Raw genomic sequence first — 17,780 nt, 5'->3', positions numbered from 1 at the left:
GCCCGGGAAAAAACCTTATTCAAGGAAGCTGTGTATGCGCCTGAGTACCCGCGTTGCCGTGCTGTGTGTCGGACTTTTGGTCAGCCACCAGGCTGCAGCGGCCGATTTGCCGCAACGTTGGGTCAGTGCTGGCGGTGCGCTGTCGGAGTGGGTGAGTGCGTTGGGGGGCGAGTCGAAACTGGTCGGTGTCGACACCACCAGCCAGCATCCGGAGTCGTTGAAGGCGCTACCGAGTATTGGTTATCAGCGCAGTCTGTCCGCTGAGGGCATTCTCAGTTTGCGCCCAGATATCCTGATCGGCACCGAAGAAATGGGCCCGCCACCGGTACTGTCGCAGGTAAAAGCGGCCAGGGTTCAGGTGGCGTTGTTTTCGGCTCAGCCAGATCTGCCAACGCTGGAGAAAAACGTTACTCATTTGGCCCAATTGCTCGGCGCACAGGCTCAGGCCGCGCAACTGCTGCAAAGTTATCAACAGCAACTCGATGCGCAGAAGGCTCGGGTTACTGAAGTGCAGACTAAACAAAAAGCGCCGGGTGTGTTGCTGTTGCTTGGACATGCCGGTGGCAAGCCATTGATTGCTGGCAAGGACACCGCCGCCGACTGGTTGCTGCAACAGGCGGGCGGACATAACCTGGCCACGCACACGGGTTACAAGCCGTTTTCCGTGGAATCCCTCGCCAGTCTCGATCCTGAAGTGCTGGTGTTCGCCGACCGTGCATTGACCGGTGAGGCGGCGAAAGCGGCGCTGTTCAAGGAAAACCCTATTCTCAATTCAAGTCGCGCCGCGAAGACCGGGCGTGTGCTGGAGCTGGATCCGACCCTGCTGGTCGGTGGGCTCGGGCCGCGTTTGCCGGCAGCGCTGAAAACCCTGACTGACGGTTTCTACCCGGCCAAGAGCGGCCAATGACCACACTGGTAAAACCCCGTGGCTTGTTCATTGGCCTGACGCTCCTGTGTTTATTGGCGATCTGGCTATCGTTGGCACTCGGGCCCGTCAGTCTGCCGTTGTTCGACACTTTGCGTGCTGCGCTACGCATGCTTGGTGTGCCGTTGGCACCGGACGGACTGGAGCAGGCTGAACTGATCCTTGGGCAGATTCGTCTGCCGCGAACGCTGCTGGGACTGGCAGTGGGCGGTGTGCTGGCGTTGTCCGGCGTGGCGATGCAGGGCTTGTTTCGTAATCCGCTGGCCGATCCGGGACTGGTCGGTGTTTCCAGCGGCGCGGCATTGGGCGCAGCGATTGCGATTGTCGGCGGTGCTTTTTTTGGCGGCCTGCCGGAATGGTTCGGGCCGTACCTGCTGTCGGTCTGCGCGTTTCTCGGCGGCCTCGGCGTGACGGCGCTGGTGTATCGACTGGGTCGCCGTAATGGCCAGACCAACGTCGCGACCATGTTGCTGGCGGGCATCGCACTGACGGCGCTGGCCGGTTCGGCGGTGGGGCTGTTCACTTATCTGGCGGATGACGCGACCCTGCGCACGCTGACGTTCTGGAATCTCGGCAGTCTCAACGGCGCTAGTTACGCGCGGCTGTGGCCATTGCTGATCATCAGCGCCGGCGTGGCGTTGTGGTTGCCACGTCGCGCCAAAGCGCTGAATGCCTTGCTGCTCGGGGAATCCGAGGCTGGTCATTTGGGCATTGATGTCGAGCGGCTCAAGCGTGAATTGGTGTTTTGCACGGCGCTGGGGGTTGGCGCAGCAGTGGCGGCAGCCGGGATGATCGGTTTTGTCGGGCTGGTGGTGCCGCATCTGGTGCGCTTGCTGGCGGGACCGGATCACAAAGTGTTGCTGCCGGCCTCAGTGCTGGCGGGGGCGAGCCTGTTGCTGTTGGCTGATCTGGTCGCGCGGCTGGCGCTGGCGCCGGCAGAGTTGCCGATCGGCATCGTCACCGCGTTTATCGGTGCGCCGTTCTTTCTCTATTTGCTGCTGCGAGGGCGTGCCTGATGTTGCGTGCGCAGAATCTGCACATCCTTCGGGGTCGCAAGGCTGTGCTCAGCGATGTCTCGTTGCAGGTCGAACCGGGTGAAGTGCTCGGTGTGCTTGGGCCGAACGGTGCTGGCAAAAGTACGTTACTCGGTGCCTTGTGCGGTGAGCTGGCAGCGAGCGCGGGCGGGGTTTCGCTCGACGGGCAAGCGTTGAGCCACTGGACTGGCCCGCAGCGCGCGCAACGACTGGCGGTGTTGCCTCAGGTGTCGACCCTGGATTTTGCTTTTCGCGTTGAGGAAGTGGTCGGCATGGGCCGCTTGCCTTGGCAAAGCGGGCGGGTGCGGGATGCCGAAATCATCGCACAGGCATTGACGGCAGCGGATGCCGGGCACTTGAGTGGTCGCAGTTATCTGGCGCTGTCCGGGGGCGAGCGTCAGCGTGTGCATCTGGCGCGGGTGCTCGCGCAGCTTTGGCCGGGGCAGGCCGGGCAGACACTGTTGCTGGATGAGCCGACTTCGATGCTTGATCCGCTGCATCAACATACGACACTGCAGGCCGTACGCGAGTTTGCCGATCGTGGCGCGGCGGTGTTGGTGATCCTGCATGATCTGAATCTGGCGGCGCGTTATTGTGATCGCATTCTGCTGCTGGAGGGTGGGCGTCCGGTGGCGCTGGATACACCGCAGCAGGTTTTGCGTCCGGACACGCTTCAGGCCGTATTCGGTCTCGAAGTGTTGGTGCAGCCGCACCCGGAGCGCGGGCATCCGCTGATCATCGCCCGCTGACAGGATCCTTGAGGTGATGGCATGCGTGGGTTGTGGTTGTTGGCGGTGATGTTACTTGCGGGGTGTCAGCATGTTGCGGCGCCACCGCCGATCAGTGGCGAGATTCGCGACCTGCGCAACGGTCAGGTGCTGACGGCACAGCAGTTGCTGACGCGTCTTGTCGAGTCTGAACGGCTGATTATCGGTGAACAGCATGACAACGCCGATCATCACGCCGCGCAATTGTGGCTGTTGCGCTCGCTCGGTGAGCAGCGGCCGCAGGGCAGTCTGTTACTGGAAATGCTCACGCCGGATCAGCAGCCTCGCATTGATCAAGTGCGCCAGGCTGCAACGCCGCCCGCGGACTTCCCAGCCGCATTGGCCTGGAAGGACGGCTGGGACTGGAATCTCTATGGACCCATTGTCCGCTTCGCGCTGACTCAGCCGTATCCACTGCTGGCGGCGAATTTGAACAGCGCTGAAATCCGCACCTTCTATCGTGATCCGCCTGTGCTTAACGGGGAGAGCAGCAATACAGCATCCGTGAAAGCTGTTTTGCTGGAACAGATCAGCGATTCCCATTGTGGCCTGCTGCCCGAATCACAGATGCCGGCGATGCTCGCCGTTCAGCAACAACGTGATCGGCGTATGGCCGAGCGTCTGCTGGCGGCTCCTTCACCTTCAGTCCTGCTGGCCGGTGCGTGGCATGCGCGCAAGGACGTCGGCGTGCCGTTGCATGTTGTTGATCTGGGCGCCGCCCAGGCACCCACCGTGTTGCTGTTGGCGGAGCATGGCTCCGAGGTAACGGCTGCGATGGCCGATTACGTTTGGTACACGCCGGCCACGCCAAAACAGGATTACTGCGAGCAGATGCGTAAACAGTTCGGCAAATGACTTTTCCACAGGCAAAAAAAAGACCCGGTAAAAACCGGGTCAAATAACCGTGATTAGCCTGATGAGGAGATAATCTGAGAGTCCGAACCAAGGGCTTTTCAGAATATCGACTGATCTCGCGACCAGTTGTGATAATCATAGCGATTCTCATTACCGAGTCAACAACTGTTTTTCCGTTTCTTTGAAATCGTCCGGAAAATGGTCGGTACGCCCCGCAAACAAAGACTTTTAGCGTTGACCTTCAGTCGGTGTCATTTGCGTGATCTGCCGATTCAACTGGCCGATCCGCCGTGCCATGCTCTCGATCAGGCTGTGGGCGATCTTTGGATTGGTGCGGGTCATGCTCAAAAAATGATCACCGGGAATCAGCATCACCGTGCTCGGTTCTCGTGCTATCACCGTGGCATTGCGTGGCTCGCCGGTAAACACGGCCATGGCACCGAAAATCTCGTCTTTGGCCACATCTCCCACCTTATGCCCGTCGACAAACGCTTCGGCATGCCCGTCGATGATCACGAACACGTGATCAGCCGCGTCCCCTTGGTTAATCAGGATTTCACCCGCCTCGACCCGTTTGAAGCCATTGGTGCTGCGAAACTCACGCGGTTTCAGTTCCGCGACGGCATGGGCGAGGATCGCCATCTGCCCCAGCAGATACTCTAGAAACTGGTCTGCCCGATGAGCGTCGGCATACACATGCTGGAAAACCTCACGGCGCCAATAGGGCGTCAAGCGCAACGCCCCGTCACTGCACAAACGGCAATCAGCCCAGTCCTCACCTTGCTGAAGGCCGATCAAATCGCCGTCCTGCCAATAAAACAGCGGACGGGCGCCGATACAGCCGTTGATCATCCCTTCATTCAGCATGAATAGCTGATCGGCGGGTAACTGCGTCAGCAAATCATCCGCCGCCTCCAGTTCCAGCATCGGCCCGCAAGGCGCCAAATCGCGCAGCCACAGTGCGGGCAAGCTCTGCAAACGGTTGATCAAGGCATCGGCGCAGGCCGATTGTTCCCCAAGTAAATACATGACGGTCAATGCCCGTTCAGTTCTTGTGGCGCGAGGAAATGGCTTCGAGTTGCTTGTTGAGGGCGTCCTTGCGTTCAGCGGGGATGTCGTTCCAGTGCACATCCATCAGCGCGCCTTCGATCGCATACAGCAACACCTTCGATGCGCGAAACCCGCGGGTACGCACGGCCCGGTAGGCGTCCACCGCGCCCAGGCGACGCAAGTCCGAGGCGCTGTGGATGCCCACGGCATGCAGCCATTGCGCCGACGTCTTGCCAAGATTCTTCAGGTGTTGCAGTTCATCATTCATCAAGCCTCCTTGCGACGGCCGAATGGTGCGTGGGCGAGCTTCTCAGGAGTGTAGCCATCAGTAGGAAAAGCGTGATTGTTTGGTCGGATTCAACGCAAACGCTTCTAAGAAAGGGCGCTTGAAAGGCCTGCGAACGCAGAAAGAAGGGGAAAAAACACATATCAATGTAGGAGTGAGCCTGCTCGCGATAGCGGACTGGCAGGCACACATGTGTTGAATGTTAGACCGCTATCGCGAGCAGGCTCACTCCTACAGGGTGGGCGTCGTGTCAGAGGGGAGGCAACTATCAGCGGGTGCGATAGCGCAGGCGCGTGCCGAAATTCATCGACATCAGAATCTCGTCAGCGCTCAGTTCCGGCGGGAAGTAAGCCCCGGAAATCTGCGCGTGAGCCAGGCTCGCGCCTTCCAGCGACGCATTGCGGAAATCGATGCCTCGCAGATCGGCAGAACGGAAATACGCGTCCCTGAAATCCACGCCATCGGCATTCAGTTCACGCAAATCAAGACCACGGAAATCGCCGCCGACCATGTCGATCGGGCCATCTTGTGGGCGCTCTTTGTTGAAACCTGTGATGTCGTCTTTGTGCAGCAAGGCATATAGCGGGGTGTCGAGAAGTTTCGGCTGGCTCATGTCATATCACCGTTGGTTTTATGACGCCAGTATAGTGCCACTATTTGACGGCCGTGAAGCAAGCGAGGGCTTCACGGCCGAAATAGTTTCTTACAGGCCTGGCAGGCGCTGACGAATCTGCGCGACCACGGTGTCCAGCGTGCCGGACTCATTGGTCTGTACGCGTTTGCTGCGCAGGATTTCTTCCGGCGTCAGCGCTTCGCGATTGGCCTGCTGCGCTTCGATCACCGCCAGGGTGGCGTCGGACGGATCCTTTTGGTCGGCCTGACGGATCGCCAGCCAGCTTTCGATCACCGCTTGTGGCGCGTTGCAATCGAGGATAAGGAATGGCGTGCCGGTGGCTTCGGCGATCTTTGCCGCGTTGTCGCGTTGTTCGCGTTTGAGGTAAGTCGCGTCAATGACCACCGGGAAACCAGCGTGCAGGATCACTTCAGCGATTTCATGCAGACGCGCGTAAGTGGCGGCGCTGGCGTCGGCACTATAGATACCGGCCTGCACGTCGTTGGCAACGGTTTGCTCACCGAACAGACGCTTGCGCTCGACATCGGAACGCAGGCGAATTGCGCCCAGCGCTTCGACCAGACGCATGGCCACGTGGCTCTTGCCGACAGCGGAAACGCCGTGGGTAATCGCCATGAAGCGCGAAGGAATGGTGCTGTAGCTTTCGGCCAGGTTGGCGTAGTTGCGGTACTGGCGCAGGGTGGTGGCGCGCTGCACCGGGGTCGCGTCCGCCGGCATGCTGAACAGGGCAACCTTGGCGCGCACCAGTGCACGGTAGGCTTTATAGAAGTTCAGCACTTCCAGGCCCTGATAGTCGCCAGTCAGTTCCAGATACTGGCTGATGAAGCGGCGCGCCAGGGATTTCAGACCACGGTCTTCCAGGTCCATCGCGAGGAAACCGGTGTCGGCCCAGACGTCAGTGAAGCGGAACGGTTCGTTGAACTCGATGCAGTCGAAGATCACCACTTTGCCGTCGATGACCGTGGCGTTGCCCAAGTGGATATCGCCGTGGCATTCACGGGTGAAACCCTCCGTCTTGCGCTGAGCGAACAGTGGCTTGAGACGTTCGAAGCTGCTTTCGGCCCAGGCTTTCAGTGCATCGAGTTGCAGCAGATCGTTTTTGTCGCTGAGAAACGGCAGGATCTGTTCGAAGTTTTGCGAGACCGGCGCCATCACGCTGTCCGGGGTGCCGGCGTCGTGTTCGGCCGGGACCTTTGGCGCGGTGAGGTGGAAGCGTGCGATCTGCTCTGCCATCTCGTCGATGTGCCGAGTCGTCAGCTCACCCTTGGCTTGCAAGGTGCTGAGCAAACCGCTCTGCGGGAATTGACGCATTTTCAGTACGTATTCGATGGCCGGACCGTCGCCGCCCAGTTGCGGTGCTTCAAGGCTGCCGGTGACTGGCAACACTTCCAGATACAAATCATCGGTCAGGCGCTGGTTCAAACGCAGCTCTTCCGCACAGAAATGCGCGCGCGATTCGAGGCCAGTGAAGTCGAGGAAGCCGAAATTAACCGGCTTCTTCATTTTATAAGCGAAGGGACCGGTGAGGATCACCCACGAGATATGGGTTTCGATGACCTGAAACCCTTCGACAGGGTGCGGGTAGAGGGCCGGGTTTTGCAGGGCAGCGATCAGAGACTGGCTCACGGGCGATCCTTCAGAGACTGGGGGAAATTCGAGGCCGCCATTATGGCCGCTCGCCAGCCCGACGCAAACCTCGGAGCGCTCCTGTTGAGGATGAATAAAGTGCGTATAATCCGCCGCCATGACTCGAACTCGATCCCCCCGTACCAAGAAAAAACCACCCTCCAAGGGCCTTAGCCCATGGTTGAGCTGGGCCATTAAACTCAGTCTGGTCGGCCTTGTCGTGCTGGCTGGCTTCGCCGTTTACCTCGATGCCGTGGTGCAGGAGAAGTTCTCCGGCAAGCGCTGGACCATCCCGGCCAAGGTTTACGCGCGGCCGCTCGAGCTGTTCGTCGGACAAAAGCTCAGCAAGGACGACTTCCTTACCGAACTCGATGCCCTCGGTTATCGCCGCGAAGCCGTGAGCAATGGTCCCGGCGCGGCAGCCGTTAGCGGCAACACCGTCGATCTGAATACCCGTGGCTTCCAGTTCTATGAAGGCTTGGAGAAACCGCAGCCGGTGCGCGTGCGTTTCTCTGGCGATTATGTGGCTGAGCTGTCGGCGACCAACGGATCGAAATTGTCTGTGGTGCGCCTCGAACCGCTGATGATCGGCGGTATTTATCCGAAGAATCTTGAAGACCGCATTCTGATCAAGCTCGATCAAGTGCCGCCGTATCTGCTCGAAACTCTGATCGCTGTCGAAGATCGCGACTTCTATAGCCACTGGGGCGTGTCGCCGAAGTCGATTGCCCGGGCTATCTGGGTCAACACCTCGGGCGGCAAGATGACGCAGGGCGGCAGTACGCTGACCCAGCAGTTGGTGAAAAACTTCTACCTGACCAATGAACGCAGCCTGACCCGCAAGCTCACCGAAGCGATGATGGCGATGCTGCTGGAGCTGCATTACGACAAAAAGGAAATCCTTGAGGCCTACCTCAACGAAGTCTTCGTCGGGCAGGATGGTCAGCGCGCGGTGCACGGCTTCGGTCTGGCCAGCCAGTTCTTCTTTGGCCAGCCATTGTCCGAGCTGAAGCTACATCAGGTGGCGATGCTGGTCGGCATGGTCAAAGGTCCGTCCTACTACAACCCGCGTCGCAATCCTGAGCGCGCGCTGGAGCGGCGTAACCTGGTGCTCGACGTGCTTGAGCAGCAAGGCGTGGCGACGGCCGAACAGGTTGAAGCGGCGAAGAAAATGCCGCTGGGCGTGACTACTCGCGGCAAGCTCGCCGACAGCTCGTTCCCGGGCTTTATCGATCTGGTCAAACGCCAGTTGCGTGAAGACTATCGCGACGAAGACTTGACCGAAGAAGGTCTGCGCATCTTCACCAGCTTCGACCCGATCCTGCAGATGAAAGCCGAGGCCTCGGTAAACGACACCTTTAAACGTCTGTCCGGGCGCAAGGGCTCCGACGATGTCGAAGCGGCGATGGTCGTGACCAATCCGGAAACCGGCGAGGTCCAGGCAATGATCGGCAGTCGTCAGGCCAGTTATGCCGGTTTCAACCGCGCACTGGATGCCGTGCGACCGATCGGCTCGTTGATCAAGCCTGCGGTTTATCTGACTGCGCTGGAAAAGCCGAGCCAGTACACCCTGACCAGTTGGCTGTCTGATGATCCGTTGTCGGTCAAAGGCGCGAACGGTCAGGTGTGGAAACCGCAGAACTACGACCGTCGCTCCCACGGCACCGTGTTCCTCTATCAAGGCCTGGCGCATTCCTACAACCTGTCGACCTCGCGTCTGGGCCTGGAAGTGGGCGTACCTAACGTACTCAAGACCTTGGGTCGTCTGGGCGTAACGCGTGAGTTCCCGGCATTCCCGTCGATGTTGCTTGGCGCCGGTGGCATGACCCCGATCGAAGTCGCGACCATGTACCAGACGCTGGCCAACGGTGGTTTCAATACGCCGATGCGCGGCATTCGCAGTGTGCTGACCGCCGAGGGCGAACCGCTCAAGCGTTATCCGTTCCAGATCGAGCAGCGTTTCGATCCGGCGTCCATCTATCTGATCCAGAACGCCATGCAGCGCGTGATGCGTGAAGGTACCGGCAGCTCGGTTTATAACGTGCTGCCCAAGACTTTGACGCTGGCGGGCAAGACCGGTACCAGTAACGATTCCCGGGACAGCTGGTTCGCCGGCTTCAGTCAGGATCTGCTGGCGGTGGTCTGGTTGGGGCGCGATGACAACGGCAAGACGCCGTTCACCGGGGCCACCGGTGCGTTGCAGGTCTGGACCAGTTTCATGCGCAAGGCCGATCCGCTACCGCTGGACATGCCGCAGCCGGACAATGTCGTACAGGCTTGGGTCGATTCGCGTACCGGGCAGGGTTCCGATGCCAACTGTCCGGGGGCGGTGCAGATGCCGTATATTCGCGGCAGCGAACCGCCACCCGGCGCCGCGTGTGCGGGCGAAACGCCTGCCTCCGGCGAGTCGGTGATGGATTGGGTCAAGGGCTGGATGAATTAAGCAAAGAGGGTTTCAAGTGAACAAGTGGTTGATTCCAGCGGTGACCGCCGTGGCTTTGCTCAGCGGCTGCTCTACCGTACAGCGTGGTTCGATTCCAGTGGTTGACTCCGGTACTGCGGTGTCCAACAGCGAACGTATTTCGGCCAATGGCGGCTTCCGTCAAACGACGGTGAAGCGTCCAGCACAGGGCCAGACCCAGGCGATTCCGCAAGGTGACACTGGCGTGGTGGTGATGGTGCCTGGTGGCGGCGCGACGACTTCTGCGCCGATCAGCTCCTCGCCAATCGTGCCGGGTCCGGCGTCCGGTGGTATCACGCCTGGGCCGTACAACCCATCAGCAGTTGAATCGGCGCCGATCAACTCGGGCACTTACAACATGCCTTCGACGCCGAGCGGAATTCCTTCGGCCAGCAGTGGCGGTGGACTTTCCGCCGACGAGCAACTGGATGGTCCGGTGCTCGCCTTGCTGACCACAGCGCAGCAGCAACAGGCCGGCGGCGACCTCAACGGTGCGTCCTCCAGCCTGGAGCGTGCTCAGCGAGTTGCCCCGCGTGAGCCGCAAGTGCTTTATCGCTTGGCGCAAGTGCGCATGGCCCAAGGTGATGCGCCGCAAGCCGAGCAGTTCGCCCGTCGTGCGCTGACCATGGCCAACGGTCGTCCGGACCTGCAGGCCAACCTGTGGGAAGTCATCGCTCAGTCCCGTGAGAAACAAGGCGATTCAGCGGGCGCCGCTCAGGCCCGTCAGAAGGCCAAGGTTTCGCTGTGATGGATGCCCGTTTCCCGAAAATCGCCGATCAGCTGTTGCTGATCGAGCGTGAACTGCGCACTCAAGGCTGGTGGGACGAGGTTCCGCCGTCGGCGGAAGCGTTGAGCAGTGTCGAGCCGTTTTCGGTCGATACGCTGGATTTCGAGCAGTGGCTGCAATGGATCTTCCTGCCGAAGATGAAATACATCCTTGAGGAGGATCTGCCATTGCCGAATGCCTCGGGGATTCAGGAAATGGCTGAAATGGTCTTCGCCCAGCGCAACCTGGGTGGCAAGGATCGTCAGCTTCAGGTGCTGCTCAAAGAGTTTGACCTGTTGATCACTGCCTCGCGCTAATACCGATTCTGTGTAGGAGCTGCCGAAGGCTGCGATCTATTGAACTTTAAAGTCAAAAGATCGCAGCCTCGTCTCACTCGACAGCTCCTACAGTCCTGCAGATGCCTATTGGCAATTCTCGGCTATCTGTTTCTGAGCCTCGACAATGCGTTCCTGACGCTGCGCATCATCCAGCCGTCGCATCTGTCCCTCCACCTCTTCCCTCAAACGCGGATTGTTCTGCAATTGCGCAAGGTTCGTGCGTGCTTGCTCGCAAAACTGTTTGAGCTGCGCCTGTTGGTCGGCCACCTGTTTCTTCACCCTGTCATCAATCGCCTTCTGATCGCCCAATACACCGCTGCCCGGCATTGCCGCCGGTTTCGGTGGGGGCGAGGAGGGCGTCTGCAAGGTTGTCGACTGCTGACCCGGTGGCGGCTGCGCATCGAAGTGCGTGACCCCCTGGGCATCGACCCATTTGTAGATTTGAGCGGCCATGCACCATGGGCTGAGGCCGATCAGCAGAGTAAGGAGGAGCGTTCGCATGCTGATTCCTTGGCAAAATTGCGCAATTGACACTAACAGAGTAGCGGTTTTCAGGTTTTTTCTTGCGTTCTCATGTGCTTACCCACAATTAACCACACAGACGACTTGACTTGGAGAGGGCGAAACAGAAGAATCCAAAGTCCGCTGTAGAGGGACTGCCAGAAGCAGACCCACTCGGTAGATCATGAGGCGCACATCCGCGCCGACCTGTTACACCCGCAACGCGTTACCTCGCGCTGGGTGGGAAAGGCCCGCAACACTTGGGACGATCCCAATACTTGCTCAGTCAGTGCTGACGTAGTCGGCGACCACCGTCGCTCATGCTCTGCCGAGAAGTAAACCTATTAAGACCCGCCCCTTTTTTGTGGACGGTATTCTGGCGTTTTAGAGGTGAACAACGTGGAGCTTTTATCTGGCGGTGAGATGCTCGTCCGCTTCTTGCGTGACGAAGGCGTCAAATATATCTACGGGTACCCGGGTGGTGCTCTCCTGCATGTTTACGATGCCCTGTTCAAAGAACCGGAAGTGACTCACATTCTGGTTCGTCACGAACAAGCGGCAACCCATATGGCTGACGGTTATGCCCGTGCCACCGGTAAAGCCGGCGTGGTATTGGTGACGTCCGGTCCTGGCGCCACAAACGCCATTACCGGTATCGCGACCGCCTATATGGACTCGATTCCAATGGTGATCATTTCCGGTCAGGTGCCAAGCACCATGGTCGGCACCGACGCGTTCCAGGAAACCGACATGATCGGTATCTCCCGGCCGATCGTGAAGCACAGCTTCATGATCAAGCACGCCTCGGAAATCCCGGAAGTCATGAAGAAGGCCTTCTACCTGGCGCAATCCGGTCGTCCGGGGCCGGTCGTGGTCGATATCCCGAAAGACATGACCAACCCGGCCGAGAAGTTCGAATACATCTTCCCGAAGAAAGCCAAGCTGCGTTCCTACAGCCCGGCCGTTCGTGGTCACTCCGGGCAAATCCGCAAGGCAGCAGAAATGCTCCTGGCGGCCAAGCGTCCGGTCATGTACTCCGGTGGCGGCGTAATTCTCGGCAACGGTTCCGCACCGCTGACCGAACTGGCGAAAATGCTCAACCTGCCAGTGACCAACACCTTGATGGGCCTGGGTGGTTTCCCGGGGACTGATCGTCAGTTCATCGGCATGCTCGGCATGCACGGCAGTTACACCGCCAACTTGGCGATGCACCATGCTGACGTGATCCTGGCTGTCGGCGCACGCTTCGACGATCGCGTGATCAATGGCGCAGCGAAGTTCTGCCCGAACGCCAAGATCATTCACATCGATATCGACCCGGCTTCGATTTCCAAGACCATCAAGGCCGACGTGCCAATTGTTGGTCCGGTTGAGAGTGTTCTGACTGAAATGGTCGCGATTCTCAAGGAAATCGGCGAGACCCCGAACAAGGAGTCCGTGGCCAGTTGGTGGAAGCAGGTGGATGAATGGCGCGGTGATCGCGGCCTGTTCCCTTATGAAAAGGGCGACGGCAGCCTGATCAAGCCGCAGACCGTGATCGAAACCCTCTGCGAAGTGACCAAAGGCGATGCCTTCATCACTTCCGACGTGGGTCAGCACCAGATGTTCGCTGCGCAGTACTACACGTTCAACAAGCCGAATCGCTGGATCAACTCCGGTGGTCTGGGCACCATGGGCTTCGGTTTTCCGGCGGCCATGGGCATCAAGTTGAGCTTCCCGGATGACGACGTTGCCTGCGTCACCGGTGAAGGCAGTATCCAGATGAACATCCAGGAACTGTCGACCTGCCTGCAGTATGGCTTGCCAGTGAAAATCGTCATCCTCAACAACGGTGTTCTGGGGATGGTTCGTCAGTGGCAGGACATGAGCTACGGCAGCCGCCACTCACACTCCTACATGGAATCGCTGCCTGACTTCGTCAAGCTGGCTGAAGCCTACGGCCACGTTGGCGTACGCATCACCGAATCGAAAGATTTGAAGTCGAAGATGGCAGAAGCGTTCGCCATGAAGGATCGCCTGGTCGTGATCGATATTTCGGTCGACACCAGCGAGCACGTCTATCCGATGCAGATCAAAGACGGCTCGATGCGCGATATGTGGCTGAGCAAGACGGAGCGTACTTAATCATGCGGCACATTATTTCCTTGCTTCTGGAAAACGAACCCGGCGCTTTGTCTCGCGTAGTCGGCCTGTTCTCGCAGCGCAACTACAACATCGAAAGCCTGACCGTGGCCCCGACCGAAGATCCGACCCTGTCGCGTCTGACGCTGACCACTGTGGGCCACGATGAAGTCATCGAGCAGATCACCAAAAACCTGAACAAGCTGATCGAAGTGGTCAAGCTGGTGGACCTGTCGGAAAGCGCTCACATCGAGCGCGAACTGATGCTGGTCAAGGTCAAGGCCACTGGCGCCCAGCGCGCCGAGATCAAACGCACCACCGATATTTACCGTGGACAGATCGTCGACGTCAGCGCCAGCGTGTATACCGTTCAATTGACCGGTACCAGCGACAAGCTCGACAGCTTCATTCAGTCCATCGGCACCGCATCGATTCTGGAAACCGTCCGTAGCGGCGTGACCGGCATTGCCCGCGGCGACAAAGTACTCAGCATCTAAACCAAATTAGCGAATGGCCTGAACGGCCTGGATATAAAGGGGAAATTCATGAAAGTTTTCTACGATAAAGACTGCGACCTGTCGATCATCCAGGGCAAGAAAGTTGCCATCATCGGTTACGGTTCCCAGGGCCACGCCCAAGCGTGCAACCTGAAAGACTCCGGTGTCGACGTTACCGTTGGTCTGCGTAAAGGTTCGGCCACTGTTGCCAAAGCTGAAGCTCACGGCCTGAAAGTGACCGACGTTGCTTCCGCTGTTGCTGCCGCCGACCTGGTCATGATCCTGACCCCGGACGAGTTCCAGTCCTCGCTGTACAAAAACGAAATCGAGCCGAACATCAAGAAAGGCGCCACCCTGGCCTTCTCCCACGGCTTCGCGATCCACTACAACCAGGTTGTTCCGCGTGCCGACCTCGACGTGATCATGATCGCGCCGAAAGCTCCGGGTCACACCGTACGTTCCGAGTTCGTGAAGGGCGGCGGTATCCCTGACCTGATCGCTATCTACCAGGACGCCTCGGGCAACGCCAAAAACGTTGCGCTGTCCTACGCCGCTGGCGTTGGTGGCGGTCGTACCGGCATCATCGAAACCACCTTTAAGGACGAGACCGAAACCGACCTGTTCGGCGAACAAGCCGTTCTGTGCGGCGGTACCGTTGAACTGGTAAAAGCCGGTTTCGAAACCCTGGTTGAAGCTGGCTACGCGCCGGAAATGGCCTACTTCGAGTGCCTGCACGAACTGAAGCTGATCGTTGACCTCATGTACGAAGGCGGTATCGCCAACATGAACTACTCGATCTCCAACAACGCTGAGTACGGCGAGTACGTGACCGGTCCGGAAGTGATCAACGCCGAATCCCGTCAGGCCATGCGCAACGCCCTGAAACGTATTCAGGACGGCGAATACGCCAAAATGTTCATCAGCGAAGGCGCAACCGGCTACCCTTCGATGACCGCCAAGCGTCGTAACAACGCCGCTCACGGTATCGAAGTCATCGGCGAGCAACTGCGCTCCATGATGCCGTGGATCGGTGCCAACAAGATCGTCGACAAAGCCAAAAACTAAGTCGTTGTCCCTTGTATGAAAAAAACGCGGCCTCGGCCGCGTTTTTTCGTTTGAGGCGGTGGTTCTGGTATAAAGCTGCAGCGTTTGTGGCCGAACTGTCGTCCTCAAGCATCTGTCGAATTTTCTTCAAACCGTTGCAAGGTAATGTCCATGAGCGAACGTCCCGAAGAGCCGAACAAGGCTTCTGACGCCGAAAGCCTGTTGCCCATCGATGAACACATCGAAGAAGGGCACGACGCAGAAGGTCGTAAAGTCCGGCATCGTGGTATCTATCTGCTGCCGAACCTGTTCACCACTGCAAACCTGTTCGCAGGGTTTTACTCCATCATCAACTCGATGAGCGCCCAGGCTGCGTTGAGTGCCGGTGATTCGGCGAACGCTAGCAAGTATTTCGCGTTCGCCGCGATCGCGATTTTCGTCGCCATGGTGCTCGACGGCCTCGACGGTCGTGTCGCGCGCATGACCAATACGCAAAGTGCCTTTGGCGCCGAGTACGACTCGCTGTCGGATATGGTCGCGTTCGGTGTTGCACCGGCGTTGCTGGCATTCGGTTGGGCGTTGGGCGACATGGGCAAGGTCGGCTGGATGGTTGCCTTCATCTATGTAGCAGGCGCGGCGTTGCGTCTGGCGCGTTTCAATACGCAGGTTGGCACGGCGGATAAACGTTACTTCATCGGTCTGGCCAGTCCGGCAGCGGCCGGTGTGGTGGCGGGGATTGTCTGGGCATTCAGTGATTACGGGATCCAGGGTTCGAAGATGTCGTTCCTGGTCGCGTTGATGGTGGCGGCTGCCGGCATGCTGATGGTCAGCAACATCAAGTACAACAGCTTTAAAGAGCTGGACTTGAAGGGGCGCGTACCGTTTGTGGCGATTCTTGCGGTAGTGCTGGTGTTTGCCGTGGTGTTTAGCGATCCACCGCGCATTCTGCTGTTGGTGTTCCTTGCCTACGCCGCTTCCGGCCCGGTGCAGTACTTATTGCATCTTCGTCGGCACAAAAAAGCCGAGTGATGTAATTTTCCGCATACTCCGCAGTCTATGGGTGCATCTGTCCTCCAAAGCTGCGGAGTTGCCATGTTGATCAAAGTCCCCAAAGCGTCCGACTGCCACGAGTCGGATGTCACGCCTGAAGCCATTTATCTTTCTCGCCGCCAATTATTGGGGGTCACTGCTGCCGGTATCGCCGTCAGCAGCCTGCCGCGCTGGGCCAATGCCGACGATGCGGCGCGGTATGCCGATGTCGAGCCGGGCAAGGCACCTGCATGGTTCACTGAGAAGCTGCCTTCTACTAAATGGGGAGCGGTCAACGTCAAGGATGAGGCGATCACGCCTTATAAAGACGCCACTCACTACAACAACTTTTATGAGTTCGGTACCGACAAGGGCGACCCGGCGGCGAATGCGGGCTCGCTGAAAACCGAACCATGGAGTGTGGTGGTCGACGGGGAGGTGGGTAAGCCAGGGCGCTATGCGCTGGAAGACTTCATGAAGCCGTACCAATTGGAAGAGCGCATCTATCGCTTGCGCTGTGTCGAGGCGTGGTCGATGGTCATTCCGTGGATCGGTTTTCCAATCTCGGCGCTGCTCAAGCAGGTCGAGCCAACGTCCAAGGCCAAATACATCCGTTTTGAAACCTTGCAGGATCCCAAGAGCATGCCTGGCCAGCGTTCAGGGTTTGCCCTGATCGATTGGCCTTATGTAGAAGGCTTGCGGTTGGATGAGGCGATGAATCCACTGGCGATTCTGGCGGTTGGTATGTATGGCCGCGAGTTACCGAATCAGAACGGTGCGCCTCTGCGCTTGGTGGTGCCATGGAAGTACGGCTTCAAGAGCGTTAAATCCATCGTCCGTATCAGCCTGGTCAGCGAGCAGCCGAAGACGACCTGGCAGAGTATCGCGGCAGATGAATACGGCTTCTATGCGAATGTGAACCCGACGGTTGATCACCCACGCTGGACCCAGGCGCGGGAGCGGCGACTGCCAAACAGTCTGTTCAAGCCAAATGTGCGGGATACGCAGATGTTCAACGGCTACTCGGATGAAGTCGCTTCTTTATACACAGGGCTCGATCTGCGGAAGAATTACTGATGCGATTCCCGTACTGGCGTATAGGCGTTTTCATTGCGGCGGCAGTCTGGCCGATGCTGTGGTTGTATCAGGCTCTCGGGGATTTGCTCGGGCCTGATCCTGGCAAAGTGCTGGTGGATCGGCTGGGCTTGGGGACGTTGGTGTTGTTGTTGATCACTCTGAGCATGACACCTATGCAGAAGCTCACCGGCTGGGCTGGGTGGATTGCAGTGCGCCGACAGCTGGGGCTCTGGTGTTTTGCCTATGTGGTTTTGCATCTGTGTAGTTATATGGCGTTTATTCTGGGTTTCGATTGGTCGCAGCTGACTGTCGAGTTGCGTAAGCGGCCCTACATAATAGTGGGGGCTTTGGGTTTTCTCGGATTGTTGGCGCTGGCGCTGACGTCAAATCGCTACAGTCAGCGTCGTTTGGGTTCGCGCTGGAAGAAGCTGCATCGTCTGGTCTATGTGATTCTTGGCCTGGGTTTGCTGCATATGCTGTGGATCGTGCGTGCTGATCTAGAGGAATGGGCGATCTATGCCTTTGTAGGCGCGATGCTTCTGGTGCTGCGTATTCCGCCAGTGATGCGTCGGATCCCGCGTTTGCTGGCTAAAAAGCAGGTTTTGCAAGAAAAGCGAAATTAACGGTTGACGGCGAATTTCAGATGTCTATAATTCGCCCCACTTCCGGCGCAGTCGAAACGGAAAACTCCTTGAGATTCAATGAGTTATGTAGGTTTCGGCGGCAGGTTGCTTCAGTTCATCGAAGCCAGAAGGAAGTTGAAAAAGAG

The 17,780-nt window shown here is 58.5% G+C and carries 18 protein-coding genes; 13 read left to right on the top strand and 5 right to left on the bottom strand.

Annotation, left to right across the window (positions count from 1 at the left end):
• Positions 1-34: 34 nt before the first annotated feature.
• Genes CKW26_RS11425 through CKW26_RS11410 form a run of 4 tightly spaced genes read left to right on the top strand, consistent with a single transcriptional unit; the run spans position 35 to position 3,581 of the window.
• Positions 35-907 (top strand): hemin ABC transporter substrate-binding protein, encoded by an 873-nt coding sequence (locus tag CKW26_RS11425; protein WP_095048661.1) that lies wholly within the window; start codon positions 35-37, stop codon positions 905-907.
• Positions 904-1,941, top strand: coding sequence for an iron ABC transporter permease (locus CKW26_RS11420; protein ID WP_095048660.1), 1,038 nt, complete (start codon positions 904-906; stop codon positions 1,939-1,941). Before CKW26_RS11425 ends, CKW26_RS11420 begins: the two co-directional genes overlap by 4 nt.
• Complete coding sequence (locus CKW26_RS11415; protein WP_095048659.1) at positions 1,941-2,708, top strand: heme ABC transporter ATP-binding protein; 768 nt, start codon at positions 1,941-1,943, stop codon at positions 2,706-2,708. The genes CKW26_RS11420 and CKW26_RS11415 overlap by 1 nt, the downstream gene beginning before the upstream one ends.
• A gap of 21 nt (positions 2,709-2,729) precedes the next feature.
• Positions 2,730-3,581 (top strand): ChaN family lipoprotein, encoded by an 852-nt coding sequence (locus CKW26_RS11410; protein WP_095048658.1) that lies wholly within the window; start codon positions 2,730-2,732, stop codon positions 3,579-3,581.
• Positions 3,582-3,809: 228 nt separating this feature from the next.
• Here CKW26_RS11410 and CKW26_RS11405 read toward each other — a convergent pair whose 3' ends face one another.
• From CKW26_RS11405 to CKW26_RS11390, 4 genes are all read right to left on the bottom strand, one after another.
• Entirely contained in the window at positions 3,810-4,610 is an 801-nt protein-coding gene (locus CKW26_RS11405) for a Crp/Fnr family transcriptional regulator (protein WP_095048657.1), read from the bottom strand.
• A 16-nt stretch (positions 4,611-4,626) separates the two neighbouring features.
• Positions 4,627-4,899: a TfoX/Sxy family protein gene (locus CKW26_RS11400; protein WP_003228231.1), complete on the bottom strand. Its 273-nt coding sequence runs from the start codon at positions 4,897-4,899 to the stop codon at positions 4,627-4,629.
• Positions 4,900-5,185: 286 nt separating this feature from the next.
• Positions 5,186-5,530, bottom strand: a complete 345-nt coding sequence (locus CKW26_RS11395; protein ID WP_007909940.1) for a pentapeptide repeat-containing protein — start codon at positions 5,528-5,530, stop codon at positions 5,186-5,188.
• Between the two features lie 90 nt (positions 5,531-5,620).
• The gene (locus tag CKW26_RS11390; RefSeq protein ID WP_095048656.1) at positions 5,621-7,177 is read right to left on the bottom strand and encodes a bifunctional aminoglycoside phosphotransferase/ATP-binding protein; all 1,557 of its coding nucleotides are present in this window, start codon (positions 7,175-7,177) and stop codon (positions 5,621-5,623) included.
• A 118-nt stretch (positions 7,178-7,295) separates the two neighbouring features.
• Between CKW26_RS11390 and mrcB the strand changes: the two genes are divergently transcribed.
• From mrcB to CKW26_RS11375, 3 genes are read left to right on the top strand one after another with little or no spacing between them, the layout of a single operon-like run.
• Positions 7,296-9,620: a penicillin-binding protein 1B gene (gene mrcB / locus CKW26_RS11385; protein WP_095048655.1), complete on the top strand. Its 2,325-nt coding sequence runs from the start codon at positions 7,296-7,298 to the stop codon at positions 9,618-9,620.
• A 16-nt stretch (positions 9,621-9,636) separates the two neighbouring features.
• Positions 9,637-10,386 carry a hypothetical protein gene (locus CKW26_RS11380; protein ID WP_095048654.1) on the top strand — a complete coding sequence of 250 codons (750 nt, stop codon included), beginning with the start codon at positions 9,637-9,639 and terminating at the stop codon, positions 10,384-10,386.
• On the top strand, positions 10,386-10,721 hold the full coding sequence (locus CKW26_RS11375; protein WP_095048653.1) for a YqcC family protein: 336 nt from the start codon (positions 10,386-10,388) through the stop codon (positions 10,719-10,721). Before CKW26_RS11380 ends, CKW26_RS11375 begins: the two co-directional genes overlap by 1 nt.
• A gap of 105 nt (positions 10,722-10,826) precedes the next feature.
• Here the strand turns inward: CKW26_RS11375 and CKW26_RS11370 are convergent, their stop codons facing one another.
• Positions 10,827-11,243 carry a DUF4124 domain-containing protein gene (locus CKW26_RS11370; protein WP_095048652.1) on the bottom strand — a complete coding sequence of 139 codons (417 nt, stop codon included), beginning with the start codon at positions 11,241-11,243 and terminating at the stop codon, positions 10,827-10,829.
• A gap of 399 nt (positions 11,244-11,642) precedes the next feature.
• On the opposite strand from CKW26_RS11370, the gene CKW26_RS11365 reads away from it, so the two are divergent.
• From CKW26_RS11365 to msrQ, 6 genes are all read left to right on the top strand, one after another.
• On the top strand, positions 11,643-13,367 hold the full coding sequence (locus CKW26_RS11365) for an acetolactate synthase 3 large subunit (protein ID WP_093434972.1): 1,725 nt from the start codon (positions 11,643-11,645) through the stop codon (positions 13,365-13,367).
• A 2-nt stretch (positions 13,368-13,369) separates the two neighbouring features.
• The gene (gene ilvN, locus CKW26_RS11360) at positions 13,370-13,861 is read left to right on the top strand and encodes an acetolactate synthase small subunit (RefSeq protein WP_003176102.1); all 492 of its coding nucleotides are present in this window, start codon (positions 13,370-13,372) and stop codon (positions 13,859-13,861) included.
• A gap of 48 nt (positions 13,862-13,909) precedes the next feature.
• Positions 13,910-14,926, top strand: coding sequence for a ketol-acid reductoisomerase (ilvC, locus tag CKW26_RS11355; RefSeq protein ID WP_007909969.1), 1,017 nt, complete (start codon positions 13,910-13,912; stop codon positions 14,924-14,926).
• A gap of 150 nt (positions 14,927-15,076) precedes the next feature.
• On the top strand, positions 15,077-15,934 hold the full coding sequence (gene pssA / locus CKW26_RS11350; protein ID WP_016983477.1) for a CDP-diacylglycerol--serine O-phosphatidyltransferase: 858 nt from the start codon (positions 15,077-15,079) through the stop codon (positions 15,932-15,934).
• Positions 15,935-15,997: 63 nt separating this feature from the next.
• Entirely contained in the window at positions 15,998-17,011 is a 1,014-nt protein-coding gene (gene msrP, locus CKW26_RS11345; RefSeq protein ID WP_095048651.1) for a protein-methionine-sulfoxide reductase catalytic subunit MsrP, read from the top strand.
• Positions 17,011-17,634, top strand: coding sequence for a protein-methionine-sulfoxide reductase heme-binding subunit MsrQ (gene msrQ / locus CKW26_RS11340; protein ID WP_095048650.1), 624 nt, complete (start codon positions 17,011-17,013; stop codon positions 17,632-17,634). Before msrP ends, msrQ begins: the two co-directional genes overlap by 1 nt.
• Positions 17,635-17,780 lie beyond the last annotated feature (146 nt).

Source organism: Pseudomonas sp. Irchel s3h9 (assembly GCF_900187475.1).
GTDB classification, from domain to species: Bacteria; Pseudomonadota; Gammaproteobacteria; order Pseudomonadales; family Pseudomonadaceae; genus Aquipseudomonas; species Aquipseudomonas neuropathica.
Note: the sequence above shows the minus strand (reverse complement) of the source record. Positions and strands in the feature narration are given on the sequence as shown.